Source organism: Paenisporosarcina sp. (assembly GCF_057785155.1).
In genome coordinates, this window is record NZ_JBYNRN010000012.1 from 231,343 (window position 1) to 247,338 (window position 15,996).

The window sequence follows — 15,996 nt, forward strand, 5'->3', positions numbered from 1 at the left end:
GGATGTAGAATTATGCAAGTAGAAGATTTTGATTTTGATTTACCAGAAGAGTTAATAGCTCAGACCCCTCTTGCTGACCGTACGTCGAGCAAGCTTTTAGTATTGGACAAAGATAGTGGGGAAGTAACACATCACACGTTCAAACATATTATTGATGAGTTCCAAGCCGGCGATTGTCTTGTGCTTAATGATACACGGGTACTTCCAGCTCGTTTAATGGGTGTAAAAGAAGATACTGACGCAAACATAGAAGTTCTTCTTTTAAAGGCTACAGAAGAAGATACATGGGAAACATTAGTTAAACCAGCGAAACGGATTAAACTAGGGACAGTTGTGTCGTTTGGAGAAGGGTTGCTTCGTGCAACCTGTGTTGGAGAAACGGATCATGGTGGAAGAGTATTCAAATTTACCTACGAAGGGATTTTTTACGAAATTTTGGATCAGTTAGGGGAAATGCCTCTCCCTCCATACATTCGTGAAAAATTAGATGATCAAGACCGTTATCAAACAGTTTTCGCTAAAGAGCGAGGGTCTGCAGCAGCACCAACAGCGGGACTTCATTTTACAGATCGTCTATTAGATGATATTCGAGCAAAAGGTGTCGAAGTAGTATTTATTACACTGCATGTAGGTTTAGGAACTTTTAGACCTGTTAGTGTGGAGTCGATTGACGAGCATGAAATGCATTCAGAATTTTACCGTCTTTCAAAAGAGACAGCTGATACAATTAATCGTGTAAAAAAAGCAGGAGGACGTATTATTTCTGTTGGAACTACGTCAACACGTACATTAGAAACAGTAGCCAACAAATTTAATGGTGAACTGCAAGAGGATAATGGGTGGACTTCCATCTTTATTTATCCGGGATATGAATTTAAATGTATTGATGGGTTAATTACGAATTTCCACTTACCTAAATCTACTTTAGTGATGTTAGTTAGTGCATTAACTACTCGCGATCATATCTTAAATGCTTATAACCAAGCCATTCAACAACAGTACCGATTTTTTAGTTTTGGAGACGCGATGTTTATTCGCCCATCCGTTAATCAGAAAGGAGTTCGTTCATGACAGCAATAAGATACGAACTAATTAAAACTTGTAAGCAAACAGGAGCACGTTTAGGTATCGTGCATACACCACACGGATCATTTGAAACACCAACATTTATGCCGGTTGGAACACAAGCCACGGTAAAAACGATGTCTCCTGAAGAATTAAAAACGATGGAATCAGGCATCATTTTAAGTAACACGTACCATTTATGGTTACGCCCAGGAAATGACATTATTAGAGAAGCTGGTGGCTTACATAAATTTATGAACTGGGATCGTGCCATTTTAACCGATTCAGGTGGTTTCCAAGTGTTCAGTTTAAGTGAATTCCGAAATATTGAAGAAGAAGGCGTTCATTTCCGTAATCATATGAACGGCGATAAACTTTTCTTAAGTCCTGAAAAAGCGATGCAAATTCAAAATGATTTAGGATCTGACATTATGATGGCATTCGATGAATGTCCACCATTCCCTGCTACTCCTGAATATATGAAAGCAAGTGTTGAGCGTACATCTCGATGGGCGGAAAGATGCTTAGAAGCTCATGCACGTCCTAATGACCAAGGACTATTTGGTATTGTTCAAGGTGGAGAGTATGAGAACCTTCGTCGTCAAAGTGCAGCTGATTTAGTTTCAATGGATTTCCCAGGCTATGCCATCGGAGGACTTTCCGTAGGTGAACCTAAAGACATTATGAATCGTGTACTTGAATTTACAACACCATTTTTACCCTCAGATAAGCCTCGATATTTAATGGGGGTTGGCTCGCCAGACTCACTAATCGATGGCGCTATTCGTGGTGTAGACATGTTTGACTGTGTATTACCAACAAGAATTGCACGTAATGGTACTTTAATGACGAGCAATGGACGTTTAGTTGCTAAAGGGGCTCAATATGCACGTGATTTTGGTCCGATCGATGAAAACTGTGACTGTTATGTATGTCAAAATTATTCAAGAGCTTATATTCGTCATTTAATTAAAGCAGAAGAAACATTTGGTATCCGTTTAACTTCTTATCATAATTTATATTTCTTGATGAATTTAATGAAGCAAGTTAGACAAGCAATACGAGAAGATCGTCTAGGAGATTTCCGAGCAGAGTTCTTTGAACAATACGGTTATAATAAACCTAATGCGAAAAATTTCTGATTCTTGTATACTTAGATAGGGTGTTCTAATAGTCCGCTAAAAATAACTGTCGTATCTCATAACCATCTGAAGGTTTCAACAGAGTTCAACATAAAGTTATTTTTAAGTACTATTTGAATTTGCTTTAATAGAGAGAGGGGGAATTTAGAGAATGGAAACATTACTTGGGTTATCACCAATTATTTTAATGTTCGTTGTGATGTGGTTTTTCATTATCCGACCAGCACAAAAGCGTCAAAAAACGACAGCTTCTATGCAATCAAGCTTAAAACGTGGAGATCGTATTGTCACTGTAGGTGGCCTTCACGGTTTAGTAGATGCAGTTGATGAGTCAACTGTGTTCTTAACAGTTGCAGATGGGACACGCCTTCAATTTGAGCGTGCAGCTATCGCACGTGTTGTTGATGCATCACCTGTACTTTAATTTATGATAAAAACCTATTTCTCCGTTTTGGAGAAATAGGTTTTTTTGTATAGGTCATTTCCTTTTTCCCCATACTGATTTTAAAAAAGGGGATGCGTATGGGCGAACTCCTAGTTGTTGCATGGCGTACTGTTTTTTTATACCTTTTAATACTTGTCATTTTTCGTTTAATGGGAAAGCGAGAAGTAGGCGAGCTAAGTCTGATGGATTTAGTGATTTTTGTCATGATTGCAGAAGTTGCTTCATTTGCCATCGATAACCCCCAACGGAAATTATTTGAATCGATTTTACCAATGATATTATTACTAATAATTCAATTGATCACATCGTATTGGTCGCTTAAGAGCAAAAAAATTAGGGACTTAATAGATGGGGATCCATCTGTTATTATCCGAAATGGAGAAATAATTGAGACCGAAATGCGTAAACAACGATACAATCTGGATGATTTATTTCAACAACTTCGTGAACAACAAATTGGCTCAATTCAAAACGTGGACTATGCGTTTTTAGAACCATCTGGTAATTTATCGGTATTTAAAAAAGATGGCGATCATCCTGTGTTGCCTTTAATTGTTGATGGTGATATTCAAGAGACCCATTTAAACTTAATACAACAAAACAAACAATGGCTTATGCAGAAGCTTAAAGACGAGAACATTGAAGATCCAAACACAGTCTTTTATTGCAGTTATGAAAATGAACGTTTGTTTTTGCAACTGAAAGAAAAATTCAAGACTTCTTAACAAGTTTTCTCATCATACGAAAATCGGACAATCGCACTTGTCTGAATAAAATGAGCCCTATCCCCACCATAACACAGGTAATTAAACTATCCGCGACCCATGGAAGTTCAGCAATGGGCCAGACAAGTGGTCTTAATATCACGGTTGTAATGAATAATAAATATGGGAAAGCAAAGAAGGTGAAGCCAATTCCGGCTTCTTTTTTTTGCCGTAATGTCGCCATATGTAAAAATGAAGTTAAGCATACCCCAAAGCCAATAGCTAAAATAGCTCCTTTTTCCTCAACACCAGGTTGTGAAGCCAATACAAACATCACAAATAATTTGCCTAGGCCACCATAAATCGAATTCATCATGGCTGCTTTTGCTTCATGCATGGCTTGTAATATGGCATGAAGCGGGCTTTGAATGTAGTAAAAGAAAAACACGGGTGCTAACAATGCCATATAACCTGATCCTTCATCAATATGAAACAGTACATTTACAATATGTTCACCATGCAAATAAAACACAGTAGCTGCAAAACATCCTGTAATTGCTGAAACACGCATAGCTAAAGAAACACGTTCTTGCAACATATGTTTATTTGACCGTGCACGAGCATCACTAACCGCAGGAACTAAAACGATTGATAACGCATAAGGAATAAATGCTGGGAAAAGTAATAATGGAATGAATACGCCCGAAATTACACCGTATAAACTAGTCGCTGCAACAGCACTAACACCAGCTACAGATAATGCTCGGATAAAAATGATTGGTTCTAAAAACCAAGTAAATGATCCGAATAAACGACTTCCTGCAGAAGGGAGGGCAACTTGTAGAATCGGTTTTGATGGATAGGAATCGCTTGCTACCGCCTTCATTTTCTGACGTTTATATTTCATCCATAGGTATAAGAAAGCTACTAATTCTGCAACCAAAGCAAGTAACATAGCTGCCGCTGCTGTTTCAGCAGGTGAATCTTGTATGACGATATAAGGGAGGAACCAGGTCACCAATCCGATTCTTAAAAATTGCTCGATTAGCTGTGACCAAGCAGTTTCTTCAACTTTCGCTAAACCCTGAAAATATCCTTTTAAAACACTTGAAAAAGCTGCAATGGGGATGGTGATTAATCCGATGTACAGTGTTTTTTCTATTTCTTCATTTCGTAAAAGTTCTGAAGCTAAAAAAGGAACAAAAAACCACAGGAATGGACCCAAAAAACAAATTGATAAAACCGTCATCTTCCAAACTTTTCTCATTAATGCTTTAATATCACCAAATTTGTCTTTAGCGTAAAGTTCAGCAATAATTTTTGCAACAGCAATAGGAAGACCTAACTGAATGAGAGAAAGAAAAAAGATGAAAGCTGGATAGGCAGCCATATAAATACCGACAGCTTCTTCTCCGGCAATTCGAACAAATTGAATTCGAAACACAAAGCCAAATAACTTAGATAGAAATACAGCCCCCATTAAAACTAAAGTTCCACGAAAAAATGTAGACAATTCTGCCACTTCCTTCTCAAGACACACAAATTCATATACAATATTCGTATGCGAGAGAAAGAAGAGTTAAAACCATAGAAGAGAGAAGTGACGAAAAATGAATGAGCAAAAACTTGAATTGTACGATCACGTCATGCCTGCACTAGAAAGTAAAAAGAGCGAGTTTCATGTTTATCAATACACATCAGTCACTGAAGCAGATATTTGGAATTATTGTATGAAGAAAAAATGGAAAAATAAAGACGTGAAAGAAATGCGCATTTATGAAATAGTGAATGACATTTTGTCTACTTCACCAGCTAAATATATGACACATACGCAAATCGAAGAATCTCGAACTTCTAATTGGTTTTCACAGTTAAATCAAGATGAACTACAAGTCCTATTACAAAATAACATCAATGAAGGTCAACAGATTCAACGTGGCTCAGATTTAGAAGACATTTAAGGTGATTTGACACCAAGCGGGACGTGTTTCATAATAACCATGTTGCGCTTTTTTTCGTAAGTGGTAATTTTAGGTTGCCATTTGACAAGTTGAGGAGGAAGTTTACATATGAAAACTAGAGGCCGGATTATCGCATTTTTATTACTCATCGTAGTATTTGCGGCTTCCATCAGTACAACAGCTCAAGGAGTATTAAACAATATTAAGTTAGGCTTAGATTTACAAGGTGGATTCGAAGTTTTATATGAAGTTCAATCCTTAAAAGATGGCGAAGATATTTCAGAAGAGATTTTAGCGGATACGGCTACTGCTCTTTTAAATCGTGTAAACGTTTTAGGAGTTAGTGAACCTGTTATTCAAGTAGAAGGTGAAGATCGTATACGTGTGCAACTTGCAGGCGTTGAAGATCAAGAGTCTGCTCGTGAATTACTATCTACTCAAGCGAATTTAACATTCCGTGATGTGGATGACAATTTGATGTTAGATGGCTCTGATTTAAAAGAGGGTGGCGCAAAAGCAACTTTTGATGAGCAAGGACGCCCAATGGTTACACTTGAATTAAAAGATCCATCCAAGTTTGCTGATGTTACACAAGAAATTAGTCAAAAACCACTAGGCACTAATTTACTCGTAATTTGGTTGGACTTTGAAGAAGGTGTGGATTCATTCAGCGCAGAAATGGCGAAAGAAGATCCGAAATTCGTTTCAAGTCCTACAGTTGATGAAAGAATCAACTCTAACAGTGTCCAAATTTCAGGTTCATTTACAGTGGATGAAACGAAAGATTTAGCGGGTGTTTTAAATGCTGGGTCATTACCAGTTAAACTTGAAGAAATATTCTCAACCTCTGTAGGTGCACAGTTTGGTGAACAAGCATTGAAATCAACTGTTACAGCAGGAATTATTGGTATCGCGATCGTATTCCTATTTATGGTCATGTATTATCGACTGCCTGGATTAGTTGCAATGATTACTTTATCAGTTTATGTTTTCTTAATTCTTCTAGTATTTGACTTAATTAACGGTGTCTTAACTTTGCCAGGTATAGCCGCTATCGTTCTAGGGGTAGGTATGGCAGTAGATGCTAACATCATAACTTATGAACGAATTAAGGAAGAATTAAGAGTCGGGAAATCAGTTAAAGCATCATTTAAAACAGGTGCTAGCTCGTCGTTCTCAGCTATATTTGATGCCAATATTACATCTTTAATTGCAGCTGCAGTATTATTCTATTTTGGTACAAGCTCAGTTAAAGGGTTTGCCTTAATGCTAATCATCAGTATTCTAGCTAGCTTCATAACAGCTGTTTGGGGTTCTCGATTATTATTAGGACTGCTTGTAAATAGCGGAATGTTTGACGGAAAACCATGGTTATTTGGTGTCAATAAATCATCAATTCATCCAATTGAAGAAGAGTTTGATACACTCGATTTGCCAACGAAATTCGACCGATTTGATTTCGTAAAAGCACGTAAAAAATTCTTTACTGCTTCTATAGTATTCATTGCAATTGGTGCAATTTTACTGGGTGTTTTCAAACTGAATTTAGGGATTGACTTCTCAAGTGGTACCCGAGTAGAGATTTTATCTGAAGATTCATTAACGAAAGATGAATTATCAACTTACTTAGAATCAATTGATTACCCTGCCGAAGATATTGTCATTTCTGGTGATAATAAAGAAATCGGTGTCATTCGATACAAAGATGATTTCGGTCAAGAAGAAATTAATAATATGAAACGTACCATTTCCGATGAGTATGGTGCAGAGCCAAATATTAGCACAGTATCTCCAACCGTTGGAGAAGAACTAGCAAAAAATGCATTCTATGCATTATTAATCGCTGCTATTGGAATAATCATTTACACGGCTATTCGATTTGAATGGAGAATGGGTGTTGCAGCAATTGTTTCCCTGATGCATGATGCGTTCTTCATGATTGCAATCTTTAGTGTATTCCGTATAGAAGTGGATATTACATTTATCGCCGCAATCTTAACGATTGTCGGATATTCTATTAACGATACAATTGTTACTTTTGACCGTATTCGTGAAAATATGAAACGTTCAAGAAAAGTTGAAAGTGAAGAAGATTTGGCATTGATTGTTAATAAATCTTTACGCCAGACTCTTGGACGATCGGTTAATACAGTATTAACCGTAGTAATCGTTGTAACTGCTCTATTAATCTTTGGTGCAGATTCAATCCGAAATTTCTCCTTAGCATTATTAATAGGATTAATTGCAGGTACCTATTCATCAATCTTTATCGCTGCACAGTTGTGGTTTGTATTAAAGAAACGTGAACTGAAAAAAGTAGGTACAATTGATGTAGAAGCAGAAGAGAAAAAATGGGGTTCAGATGAGCCTGTTGTTTAACATTCACATGTCAATTTGATTAATAAAAGATGGGACAGGGTATAGGGAACTATACATTGTTCCATTTTTTGTGGCTTAAGTTGTATACTATGTTAAAGAAGGGGATGTGAGAAAATGAAATTTCAATGGTCATTATTAATTGGACTAATTTTTGCCGTAATTATTGCCGTATTTGCCGTTGTAAATGTTGAAACAGTCCCAGTAAATTATGTATTTGGGAATGCAGAGTGGCCTTTAATTTTAGTGATTTTAGGATCAGCACTTTTAGGAGCGCTTCTTAGTGGTTCAGTTGCTATTTTCCGTTCATTCGTTCTCCAAAGAAGAGTGAAGCACTTAGAAAAAGAAGTAACATCAAAGGAATCATTAATTGCCACACAACAAAATGAAATTAGTACGTTGCAAAAAAATGAACCTGTGCGTTATCAAGACGCAGAACCAGTTGGTTACCAAGACTCAAAACCAGCAGCAGATCAAAATACAACAATCTAATAAACGTTAAATTGACCAACAAACAAACCTGTTTGTTGGTTTTACTATGTAAAAGTTATGTTGCATGATTGATAGTACTCAACAAAAGTCTTTCACATGTTCAGACGCTTAATTGCTCTTTTATTATTATTTTTCTGTATAATGGTGACTTGAGGATGTGAAGAGAATGCTAGACTCCAAGAAAAGATGGCAGATCGAAGATACTGATCCAACGATCGTTGAATTACTTAAAAAAGAATTAAATATACCCACAGTTTCTGCAAAATTATTGGCTTCTCGTGGATATTCAAATATTGAAAAAACACGTTCGTTTTTAAAAATGGATGAGAGCACCATGCATGACCCTTTTTTGTTACATGACATGGACGTAGCGGTGAAACGTATTAAATCTGCAATTGACCATGAAGAAAATATTCTTATTTATGGAGATTACGATGCAGATGGTGTGACGAGTACAAGCGTTATGATGAGCGTACTCCAATCTTTAGATGCAAATGTAGCATTTGCTATACCAAATCGTTTTACTGATGGCTATGGTCCAAGTGAGCGTCTTTTTAAACAAGCTTACGATGATGGGATCGATTTGATTATTACTGTTGATAATGGAATCTCAGGAATTGAAGAAATAAAATTAGCAAAAGAACTAGGTATGGATGTCATTATTACGGATCACCATGAACCTGGAGACATACTTCCTCCAGCTGATGCGATCATTCATCCAAGACATCCTAAAGGGAATTATCCATTCGGCGAATTAGCTGGAGTTGGAGTTGCCTTTAAATTGGCACACGCACTATTAGGATCTGTCCCTAATGAGTTATTTGAATTAGTGGCGATTGGAACGGTTGCTGACTTAGTTCCTTTAAAGAATGAGAACAGATATTTTGTGAAACAAGGTCTTCATCACATGCGTAAATCAGTCAGACCTGCAATACAAGCATTATGTCAAATTTCTGGAATTGAACAGCAAAACATAACGGAAGAAACAATTGGGTTTATGTTCGGCCCCCGAATAAATGCTCTTGGAAGATTGGCTGATGCTGGTCCTGGAGTAGATTTGTTTTTAGCAACTAATTCAGCAGATGCTCAATCGATTGCAAAAGAACTGGATGCTTATAATAAAGAACGTCAAAGTATCGTAAGTAAAATGACGGAGGAAGCTATTGCATTGGTTGAATCAGGAGAAATCGGACTAAACCCTCACGTAATAGTGGTTGCGAAAGAAGGGTGGAATCCGGGAGTTGTCGGAATCGTCGCTTCAAAATTAGTTGAAAAATATTATAGACCGACTCTAGTACTTGGGCTTGATTCTGAAAAAGGAATCGCAAAAGGGTCTGCTAGAAGCATAGAAGGTTTTCATTTATACGATGAACTTGCTAAAAATCGTGATATCCTTCCACATTTTGGTGGTCATCCAATGGCAGCGGGTATGACTCTTGCTTTTGATCAAGTAAATGAACTGCGACAAAGATTGAACAAACAGGGTGAAGAGATTTTAACTGAAGAAGATTTAATTCCTATTCAAAAAATTGATATTAAGCTTAAAATGGATGAAATTGATATTGATTCAATCGAGGCTTTAAAAGAGTTAGGCCCATTTGGAATGGACTTCCCGAAACCCGTATATTGCATTGAAGATGTAAATGTGGCTTCGATGCGAAAAATTGGGGCTAACCAAAATCATGTGAAATTAGAAATTGAGGATGATTCAACGATTTTGGATGCAGTTGGTTTTGGTCAAGGTCACTTAGTGGATGAGTTAACTTCTGGCGTTCGTGTTTCATTTGTAGGCGATTTACAAATTAATGAATGGAATGGACGAAAAAAGCCACAATTTATGATAAATGATGTACAAACAAAAGATTGGCAGCTTTTTGACATTCGAGGGATTAGACAAACGAATAGGTGGATTCACTTAATTCAAAAAGAGGAAACTTTATTCATAGCATTTGATCAAAAAACAATTAAGCATTTTGAAACGGTTCTAAACCAACCTATTCTCCATGTGAAAGAAGATACTTTATTTACGGAACAAAAACCGTACATTGCTTTATTAGATATTCCGATTGATGAACAGCTTCTCGAAAAGGTTCTAAGAAAGCTCGAACCAAAAAGAATTTACGCTCATTTTTACGTTCCCGAATCGAAATACTTCGAAGGAATACCAAATCGAGATCACTTTAAGTGGTTTTACGGATTCTTACTTAAACGTAAATCTTTTGACTTACAAATACATGCTGAAGAATTGGCCAAACATAAAGGCTGGAGTCAAGAAACATTATTTTTTATGGCACAGGTGTTTTTTGAACTTGGATTTGTTAGAATAGACAATGGACGAATTGACATACTTGAAGGTCAAGTGAAACGAGATCTTGTTGAATCTGTAGCATACCAATCACGCGCAGCACAAATAGAGCTTGAACAAAAGTTGTTATATGCGCCTTATATGGAGTTGAAACAGTGGTTTGACTCGAGACTCGTCAAACAGACAGTTTCCTGAGGAGGAGCAATGATGGATTTAAAGCAATATGTAACAATAGTAGAAGATTGGCCAAAAAAGGGCATTCGATTTAAAGATATCTCTACAATTATGGATAACGGGAAAGCATATAAATATGCAACCGATCAAATTGTAAAATATGCAAAAACAATAGATGCAGATATGATTGCAGGACCTGAAGCTCGTGGGTTTATCATTGGATGTCCAGTTGCATATGCCATGGAACTTGGGTTTGCCCCAGTTCGAAAAGAAGGAAAACTGCCAAGAGAAGTTATTCGTGAAGAATATGACCTTGAGTACGGTACTAACGTTCTTACGATGCACAAAGACTCAATTAAGCCTGGTCAACGTGTCTTAATCGTCGATGATTTATTAGCAACAGGAGGAACTGTTGAAGCGACGATCAAAATGATTGAACAAATGGGTGGAATTGTAGCAGGTTGTGCATTCTTAATAGAATTAACTTATTTAGATGGTCGTGAGAAGCTAAAAGGTTATGATATTTGTACATTAATGCAATACTAAGAGGACGGACTTTACAAGTCCTCCTTTTTTTTTATACAATAGTGATTATATATACATTTTTAAAAACGAATGGAGTCAGGTGAGTCGACATGGCGAAAGACCAAGTAATGACAGCTGAAGAAGTTTTCGCAATTGTCGCTACGTATATGAATGACAATAACGTAGAATTTGTCAAAAAATCTTATAAGATGGCTGAGTATGCCCATCGTGAGCAATTTAGAAAATCTGGTGAACCTTATATCATTCATCCGATTCAAGTTGCCGGTATATTAGCTCAACTACAAATGGACCCTGCAACAGTTGCTGCAGGTTTTTTACATGATGTCGTAGAAGATACGGAAGTGACGCGCGAAGTCATTGTTCATGAATTTAATGAAGAAGTAGCCATGCTGGTTGAAGGTGTAACGAAACTAAGTAAAATTAAATACATGTCCAAGGAAGAACAGCAAGCTGAAAATCATCGCAAAATGTTTGTCGCAATGGCACAAGACATTCGTGTGATTTTAATTAAGCTCGCAGACCGTTTACATAATATGAGAACGCTAAAATTCCAGCCGGTGGAAAAACAACGAATTAAAGCGAGCGAAACACTTGAAATTTTTGCTCCACTTGCACACCGTCTTGGTATCTCGACAATTAAATGGGAGCTAGAAGATATTTCATTGCGTTATTTAAATCCACAACAATATTATCGCATTGTCAATCTTATGAAACGCAAACGTAACGAACGTGAAGAATATTTAAATGATGTAATGGAAGATATTAAAGATCAATTATCTGACGTGGAAATTGAAGCGGATTTATATGGTCGTCCAAAACACATTTATAGTATTTATAAAAAAATGGTTATTCAAAACAAACAATTTAATGAGATTTATGATCTTTTGGCTGTTCGTATCACGGTCGAAAGTATAAAAGACTGTTATGCAGTGCTTGGTATTATTCATACGTTGTGGAAGCCGATGCCAGGCAGATTCAAAGATTATATCGCTATGCCAAAGCAAAATCTTTATCAATCCTTACACACTACTGTTATTGGACCTCAAGGAGATCCATTAGAAGTGCAAATTCGTACAGAAGAAATGCATCGCATCGCGGAATACGGGGTTGCAGCTCATTGGGCTTATAAAGAAGGAAAAACAATAGATGTTAATAGTAAATCAGTAGATTCTAAATTAACATGGTTCCGTGAAATTTTAGAATTTCAAAATGAATCTTCTAATGCTGAAGAATTCATGGAATCCTTAAAGTTCGATTTATTTTCTGATATGGTGTACGTCTTCTCTCCAAAAGGGGATGTAATGGAATTACCTGCAGGTTCAGTTCCAATTGATTTTGCTTACCGAGTTCACTCTGAAATTGGAAATAAAACCATAGGAGCCAAACTAAACGGGAAAATGGTTCCTCTTGATACCAAGTTAAATACAGGCGATATCATTGAAATTTTAACATCGAAACAATCATTTGGACCAAGTCGAGACTGGCTGAAAATCGCTCAGAGCTCGCAAGCAAAACATAAAATTAAGCAGTTCTTCAAAAAGCAACTGCGAGAGGAAAATGTTCATAAAGGCCGCGAGATGATTGAAAAAGAAATAAAATCCCAGGATTTTGATATTAAAGAAGTGCTATCGAACGAAAATATTAAGCGTGTTTGTGAAAAATTCAACTTTACGAGTGAAGATGACTTATTTTCTGCGGTCGGATTTAATGGAATTACTGCTCAACAAGTGGTTAATCGATTAGCTGAAAAAATGCGCAAAATTCGCGATCAAGAAGTAGCTCTTGAAAAAATCACGCAAGAAATGAAATCTCCTACTATTCGAAAGTCGACTGACTCAGGAGTAGTTGTTAAAGGAATTGATAATTTACTCATTCGTCTTTCAAGATGCTGTAGTCCAGTACCAGGCGATGAAATTGTTGGTTTCATTACAAAAGGTCGTGGTGTTTCTGTTCACCGTGGAGATTGTCCCAATGTTCAAGATGAACATTCCAATGAACGTATTATTGATGTCGAATGGGAACAAGAACTAACAATCGGCCGTAAGGAATATCAAGTAGATATTGAAGTATCCGCTTTTGATCGACCAGGTTTATTAAACGAAGTTATGCAAGTTGTAAATGAAGCAAAAACAAATATAGTCGCTGTAAGTGGGAAAGCAGATAAAGATAAAATTGCTACGATCAATATGACGATTATGATTACAAATATTGCGCATTTACACAAAATAGTTGAACGTATTAAGGCAATCCCAGATATTTATTCTGTACAACGTATGACGAATTGAGGTTTTAACGTATGAGAGTCATCTTGCAAAGAAGTCTAGAGGCAAAAGTGGAAGTTGACGGTGCAATCACTGGTCAAATAAATCATGGATTCGTATTACTAGTGGGAATAACTCACGAAGATACGGAAGCTGATGCAAAATATGTAGCTGACAAGGTCGTTAATCTCAGATTGTTTGAAGATGAAGAAGGGAAGATGAACCACTCCATTCTAGAAAAAGGTGGTTCAATTTTGTCGGTATCCCAATTCACTCTATACGGAGATACGAAAAAGGGTAGAAGGCCAAGTTTTTCTCTGGCAGCTAAACCAGATTATGCACAACCACTTTATGAAATGTTTAACGAAGAATTACGTTCAAAAGGCGTTCAAGTTGAAACAGGTGTATTTGGCGCTATGATGAATGTTTCTTTAGTCAATGATGGACCTGTCACTTTAATTGTAGAATCACCAGCTAAATAAAAAAAGAACCTCTACCATACCTGATTGTTTATCAGATGATTGGTAGAGGTTTTTTATTAGCTTCGAAACATGAAAGTTCATTGCAAAGTGAAAGTTAAATAAGCTGACCTTTAAACGAAAGAATACTAAATCCGTAAGGCTCTATCGTGATTTCCTTAGATTCAGACATTTGTACTGTTGAATTGTTCCATACATCACTAACTTCCTGATTCTCAATATTGAACGGTAAAATATACGACTCTGACTCGCTGGTTGGATTTATTAAAACCACAACATTTTTAGTGGAAGTATATTTACGGTAAACGACTAATTTAGTCAATTTATGATTAAGGAACTGGAAAGTTCCTTCATTTGCTAATAATTTTTCGGAACTTCTTAAAGCAATTAATTTTTTGACGTGATTGAACAAATCTAAATCTTGCTTAGTAGTATCCCATTCCATACACTTTCGACAACCTGGATCCTTACCACCGGTCATGCCAATCTCATCTCCATAATACATACAAGGGGAACCCATAAACGTATATAAAAGGGTGTATATCAATTTAACCCGTCTGCTATCTTCTTGACATTCAGTTAAGATACGAGAAGTATCATGACTTCCTACAAGATTAAATGTTGTATCTAGTACTCTCTCCGGATAACTTTGTATTACGGTAGTCATTGAATCCATAAATTCTTGTGAAGTAATGGTTTGAGAAGCTAAAAGCTTTTGAACGTTGCTCGTAAACGGATAATTCATTACAGCGTCAAACTGATCTCCTAATAACCATGGCATAGAGTCATGCCAAACTTCTCCTAAAATATAAAGGTCGGATTTTTCTGTTCGTACTGCTGTTCGGAACTCTCTCCAAAATTGATGATCTACTTCATTCGCGACATCTAAACGCCATCCATCAATGTCAAACTCTCTGATCCAATAAGTAGCTACATCAAGTAAATATTTTTTGACATCCAAATTCTGAGTATTTAACTTCGGCATAGATTCGACAAAAGCGAATGTTTCGTAATTTGGTCGATCCCCACCTTGTAAAGGAAGGTCATGTGGATAAAACCAATCCACATAAGGTGATTGTGCACCGTTCTTTAAAACGTCTTGAAATGGTTCGAAAAAATATCCACTATGATTGAAGACAGCGTCCAACATGATTTTAATCCCACGTTGATGACAGGCATTTACTAATCGCTTTAAATCTTCTTTTGTTCCAAACTGCGGGTCGATTTCAAAGTATTCACTTGTATCATATTTATGATTCGATTTTGCTTTAAATATAGGTGTAAAATAAATTCCGTTAATCCCTAGATCTACTAAGTAATCAAGTTTTTGCAAAACTCCTTCAAAATCTCCGCCGAAAAAGTTCGAAGGTGAAGGTTCTGCTTCACCCCAACCTAGAGTGTCTGAGGGATTTATCGAAGGATTACCATTGTTGAACCGATCCGGAAAAATTTGATACCAAGTTGTATCTTTTACCCATGTAGGTGCATCAAATAATTCAGATGCATGGACATAAGGAAAGCAAAAATAATAGTCACAATCGTAAAGGACTTCAGGGAAAAATCCTTTTTCAGTATATAAATACGATTCATGTTGGTTTTTTAATTCAAAACCATAGCGAATTCTTCGGTGAGGAGGAGTGATTTTGCATTCCCAATAATCAAAAATAGAATCACTAGCACTTAGGTACATATCTGTTTTATCTACTACCCATTTTCCTTCTTCCCAAATATAGGGATCTCCATGTATTAAAACAATCTCTTCAACATCATTTTTCTTTGTTCGAATGCGTATACCTAAAGTAGATTCATCCACCAAAAATGAAAAATTCATTCCAGGACGGTGAAAAATAGCGGCTTTCTCCATATGTGACACTTCCTTATCTATTAGTGCAGTGCACCTTTTCAATCAAACTTTGATACAGAATAACAAATTGAACATTTGAATACAATCATTCTAAAAGAATTAAAGATAGGGGCGACTAGCAGTGAATTGTATAAAACTAGAAAAAGGATCCATTCAATATAAAAATAATTGTTGTAATAAAT

13 protein-coding genes are annotated in these 15,996 nt (G+C 36.5%); 11 read left to right on the plus strand and 2 right to left on the minus strand.

The features are described 5' to 3' along the window. Positions 1-12 precede the first annotated feature (12 nt). From queA to AC3EA5_RS04415, 4 genes are all read left to right on the plus strand, one after another. On the plus strand, positions 13-1,071 hold the full coding sequence (gene queA / locus AC3EA5_RS04400) for a tRNA preQ1(34) S-adenosylmethionine ribosyltransferase-isomerase QueA (RefSeq protein ID WP_488607232.1): 1,059 nt from the start codon (positions 13-15) through the stop codon (positions 1,069-1,071). Beyond that, a complete protein-coding gene (gene tgt, locus AC3EA5_RS04405) occupies positions 1,068-2,207 on the plus strand; it encodes a tRNA guanosine(34) transglycosylase Tgt (protein ID WP_488607233.1) in 1,140 nt (379 codons plus the stop codon). Before queA ends, tgt begins: the two co-directional genes overlap by 4 nt. A gap of 151 nt (positions 2,208-2,358) precedes the next feature. Continuing rightward, entirely contained in the window at positions 2,359-2,631 is a 273-nt protein-coding gene (yajC, locus tag AC3EA5_RS04410; protein ID WP_394187629.1) for a preprotein translocase subunit YajC, read from the plus strand. 98 nt (positions 2,632-2,729) lie between these two features. Next, positions 2,730-3,377, plus strand: coding sequence for a DUF421 domain-containing protein (locus AC3EA5_RS04415; protein WP_488607234.1), 648 nt, complete (start codon positions 2,730-2,732; stop codon positions 3,375-3,377). Here AC3EA5_RS04415 and AC3EA5_RS04420 read toward each other — a convergent pair. Further along, entirely contained in the window at positions 3,364-4,869 is a 1,506-nt protein-coding gene (locus AC3EA5_RS04420) for a putative polysaccharide biosynthesis protein (protein WP_488607235.1), read from the minus strand. The two genes, AC3EA5_RS04415 and AC3EA5_RS04420, sit on opposite strands and share 14 nt — an antisense overlap. Before the next feature lie 97 nt (positions 4,870-4,966). Between AC3EA5_RS04420 and AC3EA5_RS04425 the strand changes: the two genes are divergently transcribed. The 7 genes from AC3EA5_RS04425 (at position 4,967) to dtd (ending at position 13,953) form a co-directional block, all read left to right on the plus strand. Next, a complete protein-coding gene (locus AC3EA5_RS04425; protein WP_488607236.1) occupies positions 4,967-5,317 on the plus strand; it encodes a post-transcriptional regulator in 351 nt (116 codons plus the stop codon). A 108-nt stretch (positions 5,318-5,425) separates the two neighbouring features. Continuing rightward, complete coding sequence (gene secDF, locus AC3EA5_RS04430; RefSeq protein WP_488607237.1) at positions 5,426-7,696, plus strand: protein translocase subunit SecDF; 2,271 nt, start codon at positions 5,426-5,428, stop codon at positions 7,694-7,696. A gap of 114 nt (positions 7,697-7,810) precedes the next feature. After that, positions 7,811-8,185: a LapA family protein gene (locus AC3EA5_RS04435; protein WP_394187634.1), complete on the plus strand. Its 375-nt coding sequence runs from the start codon at positions 7,811-7,813 to the stop codon at positions 8,183-8,185. A 166-nt stretch (positions 8,186-8,351) separates the two neighbouring features. Continuing rightward, positions 8,352-10,685, plus strand: a complete 2,334-nt coding sequence (recJ, locus tag AC3EA5_RS04440) for a single-stranded-DNA-specific exonuclease RecJ (RefSeq protein WP_488607238.1) — start codon at positions 8,352-8,354, stop codon at positions 10,683-10,685. 12 nt (positions 10,686-10,697) lie between these two features. Continuing rightward, positions 10,698-11,210, plus strand: a complete 513-nt coding sequence (locus AC3EA5_RS04445) for an adenine phosphoribosyltransferase (RefSeq protein ID WP_394187636.1) — start codon at positions 10,698-10,700, stop codon at positions 11,208-11,210. A gap of 89 nt (positions 11,211-11,299) precedes the next feature. Beyond that, a complete protein-coding gene (locus AC3EA5_RS04450) occupies positions 11,300-13,495 on the plus strand; it encodes a RelA/SpoT family protein (protein WP_488607239.1) in 2,196 nt (731 codons plus the stop codon). 11 nt (positions 13,496-13,506) lie between these two features. Further along, complete coding sequence (dtd, locus tag AC3EA5_RS04455; RefSeq protein ID WP_488607240.1) at positions 13,507-13,953, plus strand: D-aminoacyl-tRNA deacylase; 447 nt, start codon at positions 13,507-13,509, stop codon at positions 13,951-13,953. Positions 13,954-14,047: 94 nt separating this feature from the next. Here the strand turns inward: dtd and AC3EA5_RS04460 are convergent, their stop codons facing one another. Beyond that, positions 14,048-15,814 (minus strand): glycoside hydrolase family 13 protein, encoded by a 1,767-nt coding sequence (locus tag AC3EA5_RS04460; protein ID WP_488607241.1) that lies wholly within the window; start codon positions 15,812-15,814, stop codon positions 14,048-14,050. Positions 15,815-15,996 lie beyond the last annotated feature (182 nt).

Excerpts from the sequence above, each read along its gene's own strand:
- AC3EA5_RS04425 (WP_488607236.1), top strand. The coding sequence starts at position 4,967 with ATGAATGAGCAAAAACTTGAATTGTACGATCACGTCATGCCTGCACTA.
- AC3EA5_RS04450 (WP_488607239.1), top strand. The coding sequence starts at position 11,300 with ATGGCGAAAGACCAAGTAATGACAGCTGAAGAAGTTTTCGCAATTGTC.
- AC3EA5_RS04460 (WP_488607241.1), bottom strand. The coding sequence starts at position 15,814 with ATGGAGAAAGCCGCTATTTTTCACCGTCCTGGAATGAATTTTTCATTT.
- tgt (WP_488607233.1), top strand. The coding sequence starts at position 1,068 with ATGACAGCAATAAGATACGAACTAATTAAAACTTGTAAGCAAACAGGA.
- AC3EA5_RS04445 (WP_394187636.1), top strand. The coding sequence starts at position 10,698 with ATGGATTTAAAGCAATATGTAACAATAGTAGAAGATTGGCCAAAAAAG.
- queA (WP_488607232.1), top strand. The coding sequence starts at position 13 with ATGCAAGTAGAAGATTTTGATTTTGATTTACCAGAAGAGTTAATAGCT.
- AC3EA5_RS04435 (WP_394187634.1), top strand. The coding sequence starts at position 7,811 with ATGAAATTTCAATGGTCATTATTAATTGGACTAATTTTTGCCGTAATT.
- dtd (WP_488607240.1), top strand. The coding sequence starts at position 13,507 with ATGAGAGTCATCTTGCAAAGAAGTCTAGAGGCAAAAGTGGAAGTTGAC.
- recJ (WP_488607238.1), top strand. The coding sequence starts at position 8,352 with ATGCTAGACTCCAAGAAAAGATGGCAGATCGAAGATACTGATCCAACG.
- yajC (WP_394187629.1), top strand. The coding sequence starts at position 2,359 with ATGGAAACATTACTTGGGTTATCACCAATTATTTTAATGTTCGTTGTG.
- secDF (WP_488607237.1), top strand. The coding sequence starts at position 5,426 with ATGAAAACTAGAGGCCGGATTATCGCATTTTTATTACTCATCGTAGTA.
- AC3EA5_RS04415 (WP_488607234.1), top strand. The coding sequence starts at position 2,730 with ATGGGCGAACTCCTAGTTGTTGCATGGCGTACTGTTTTTTTATACCTT.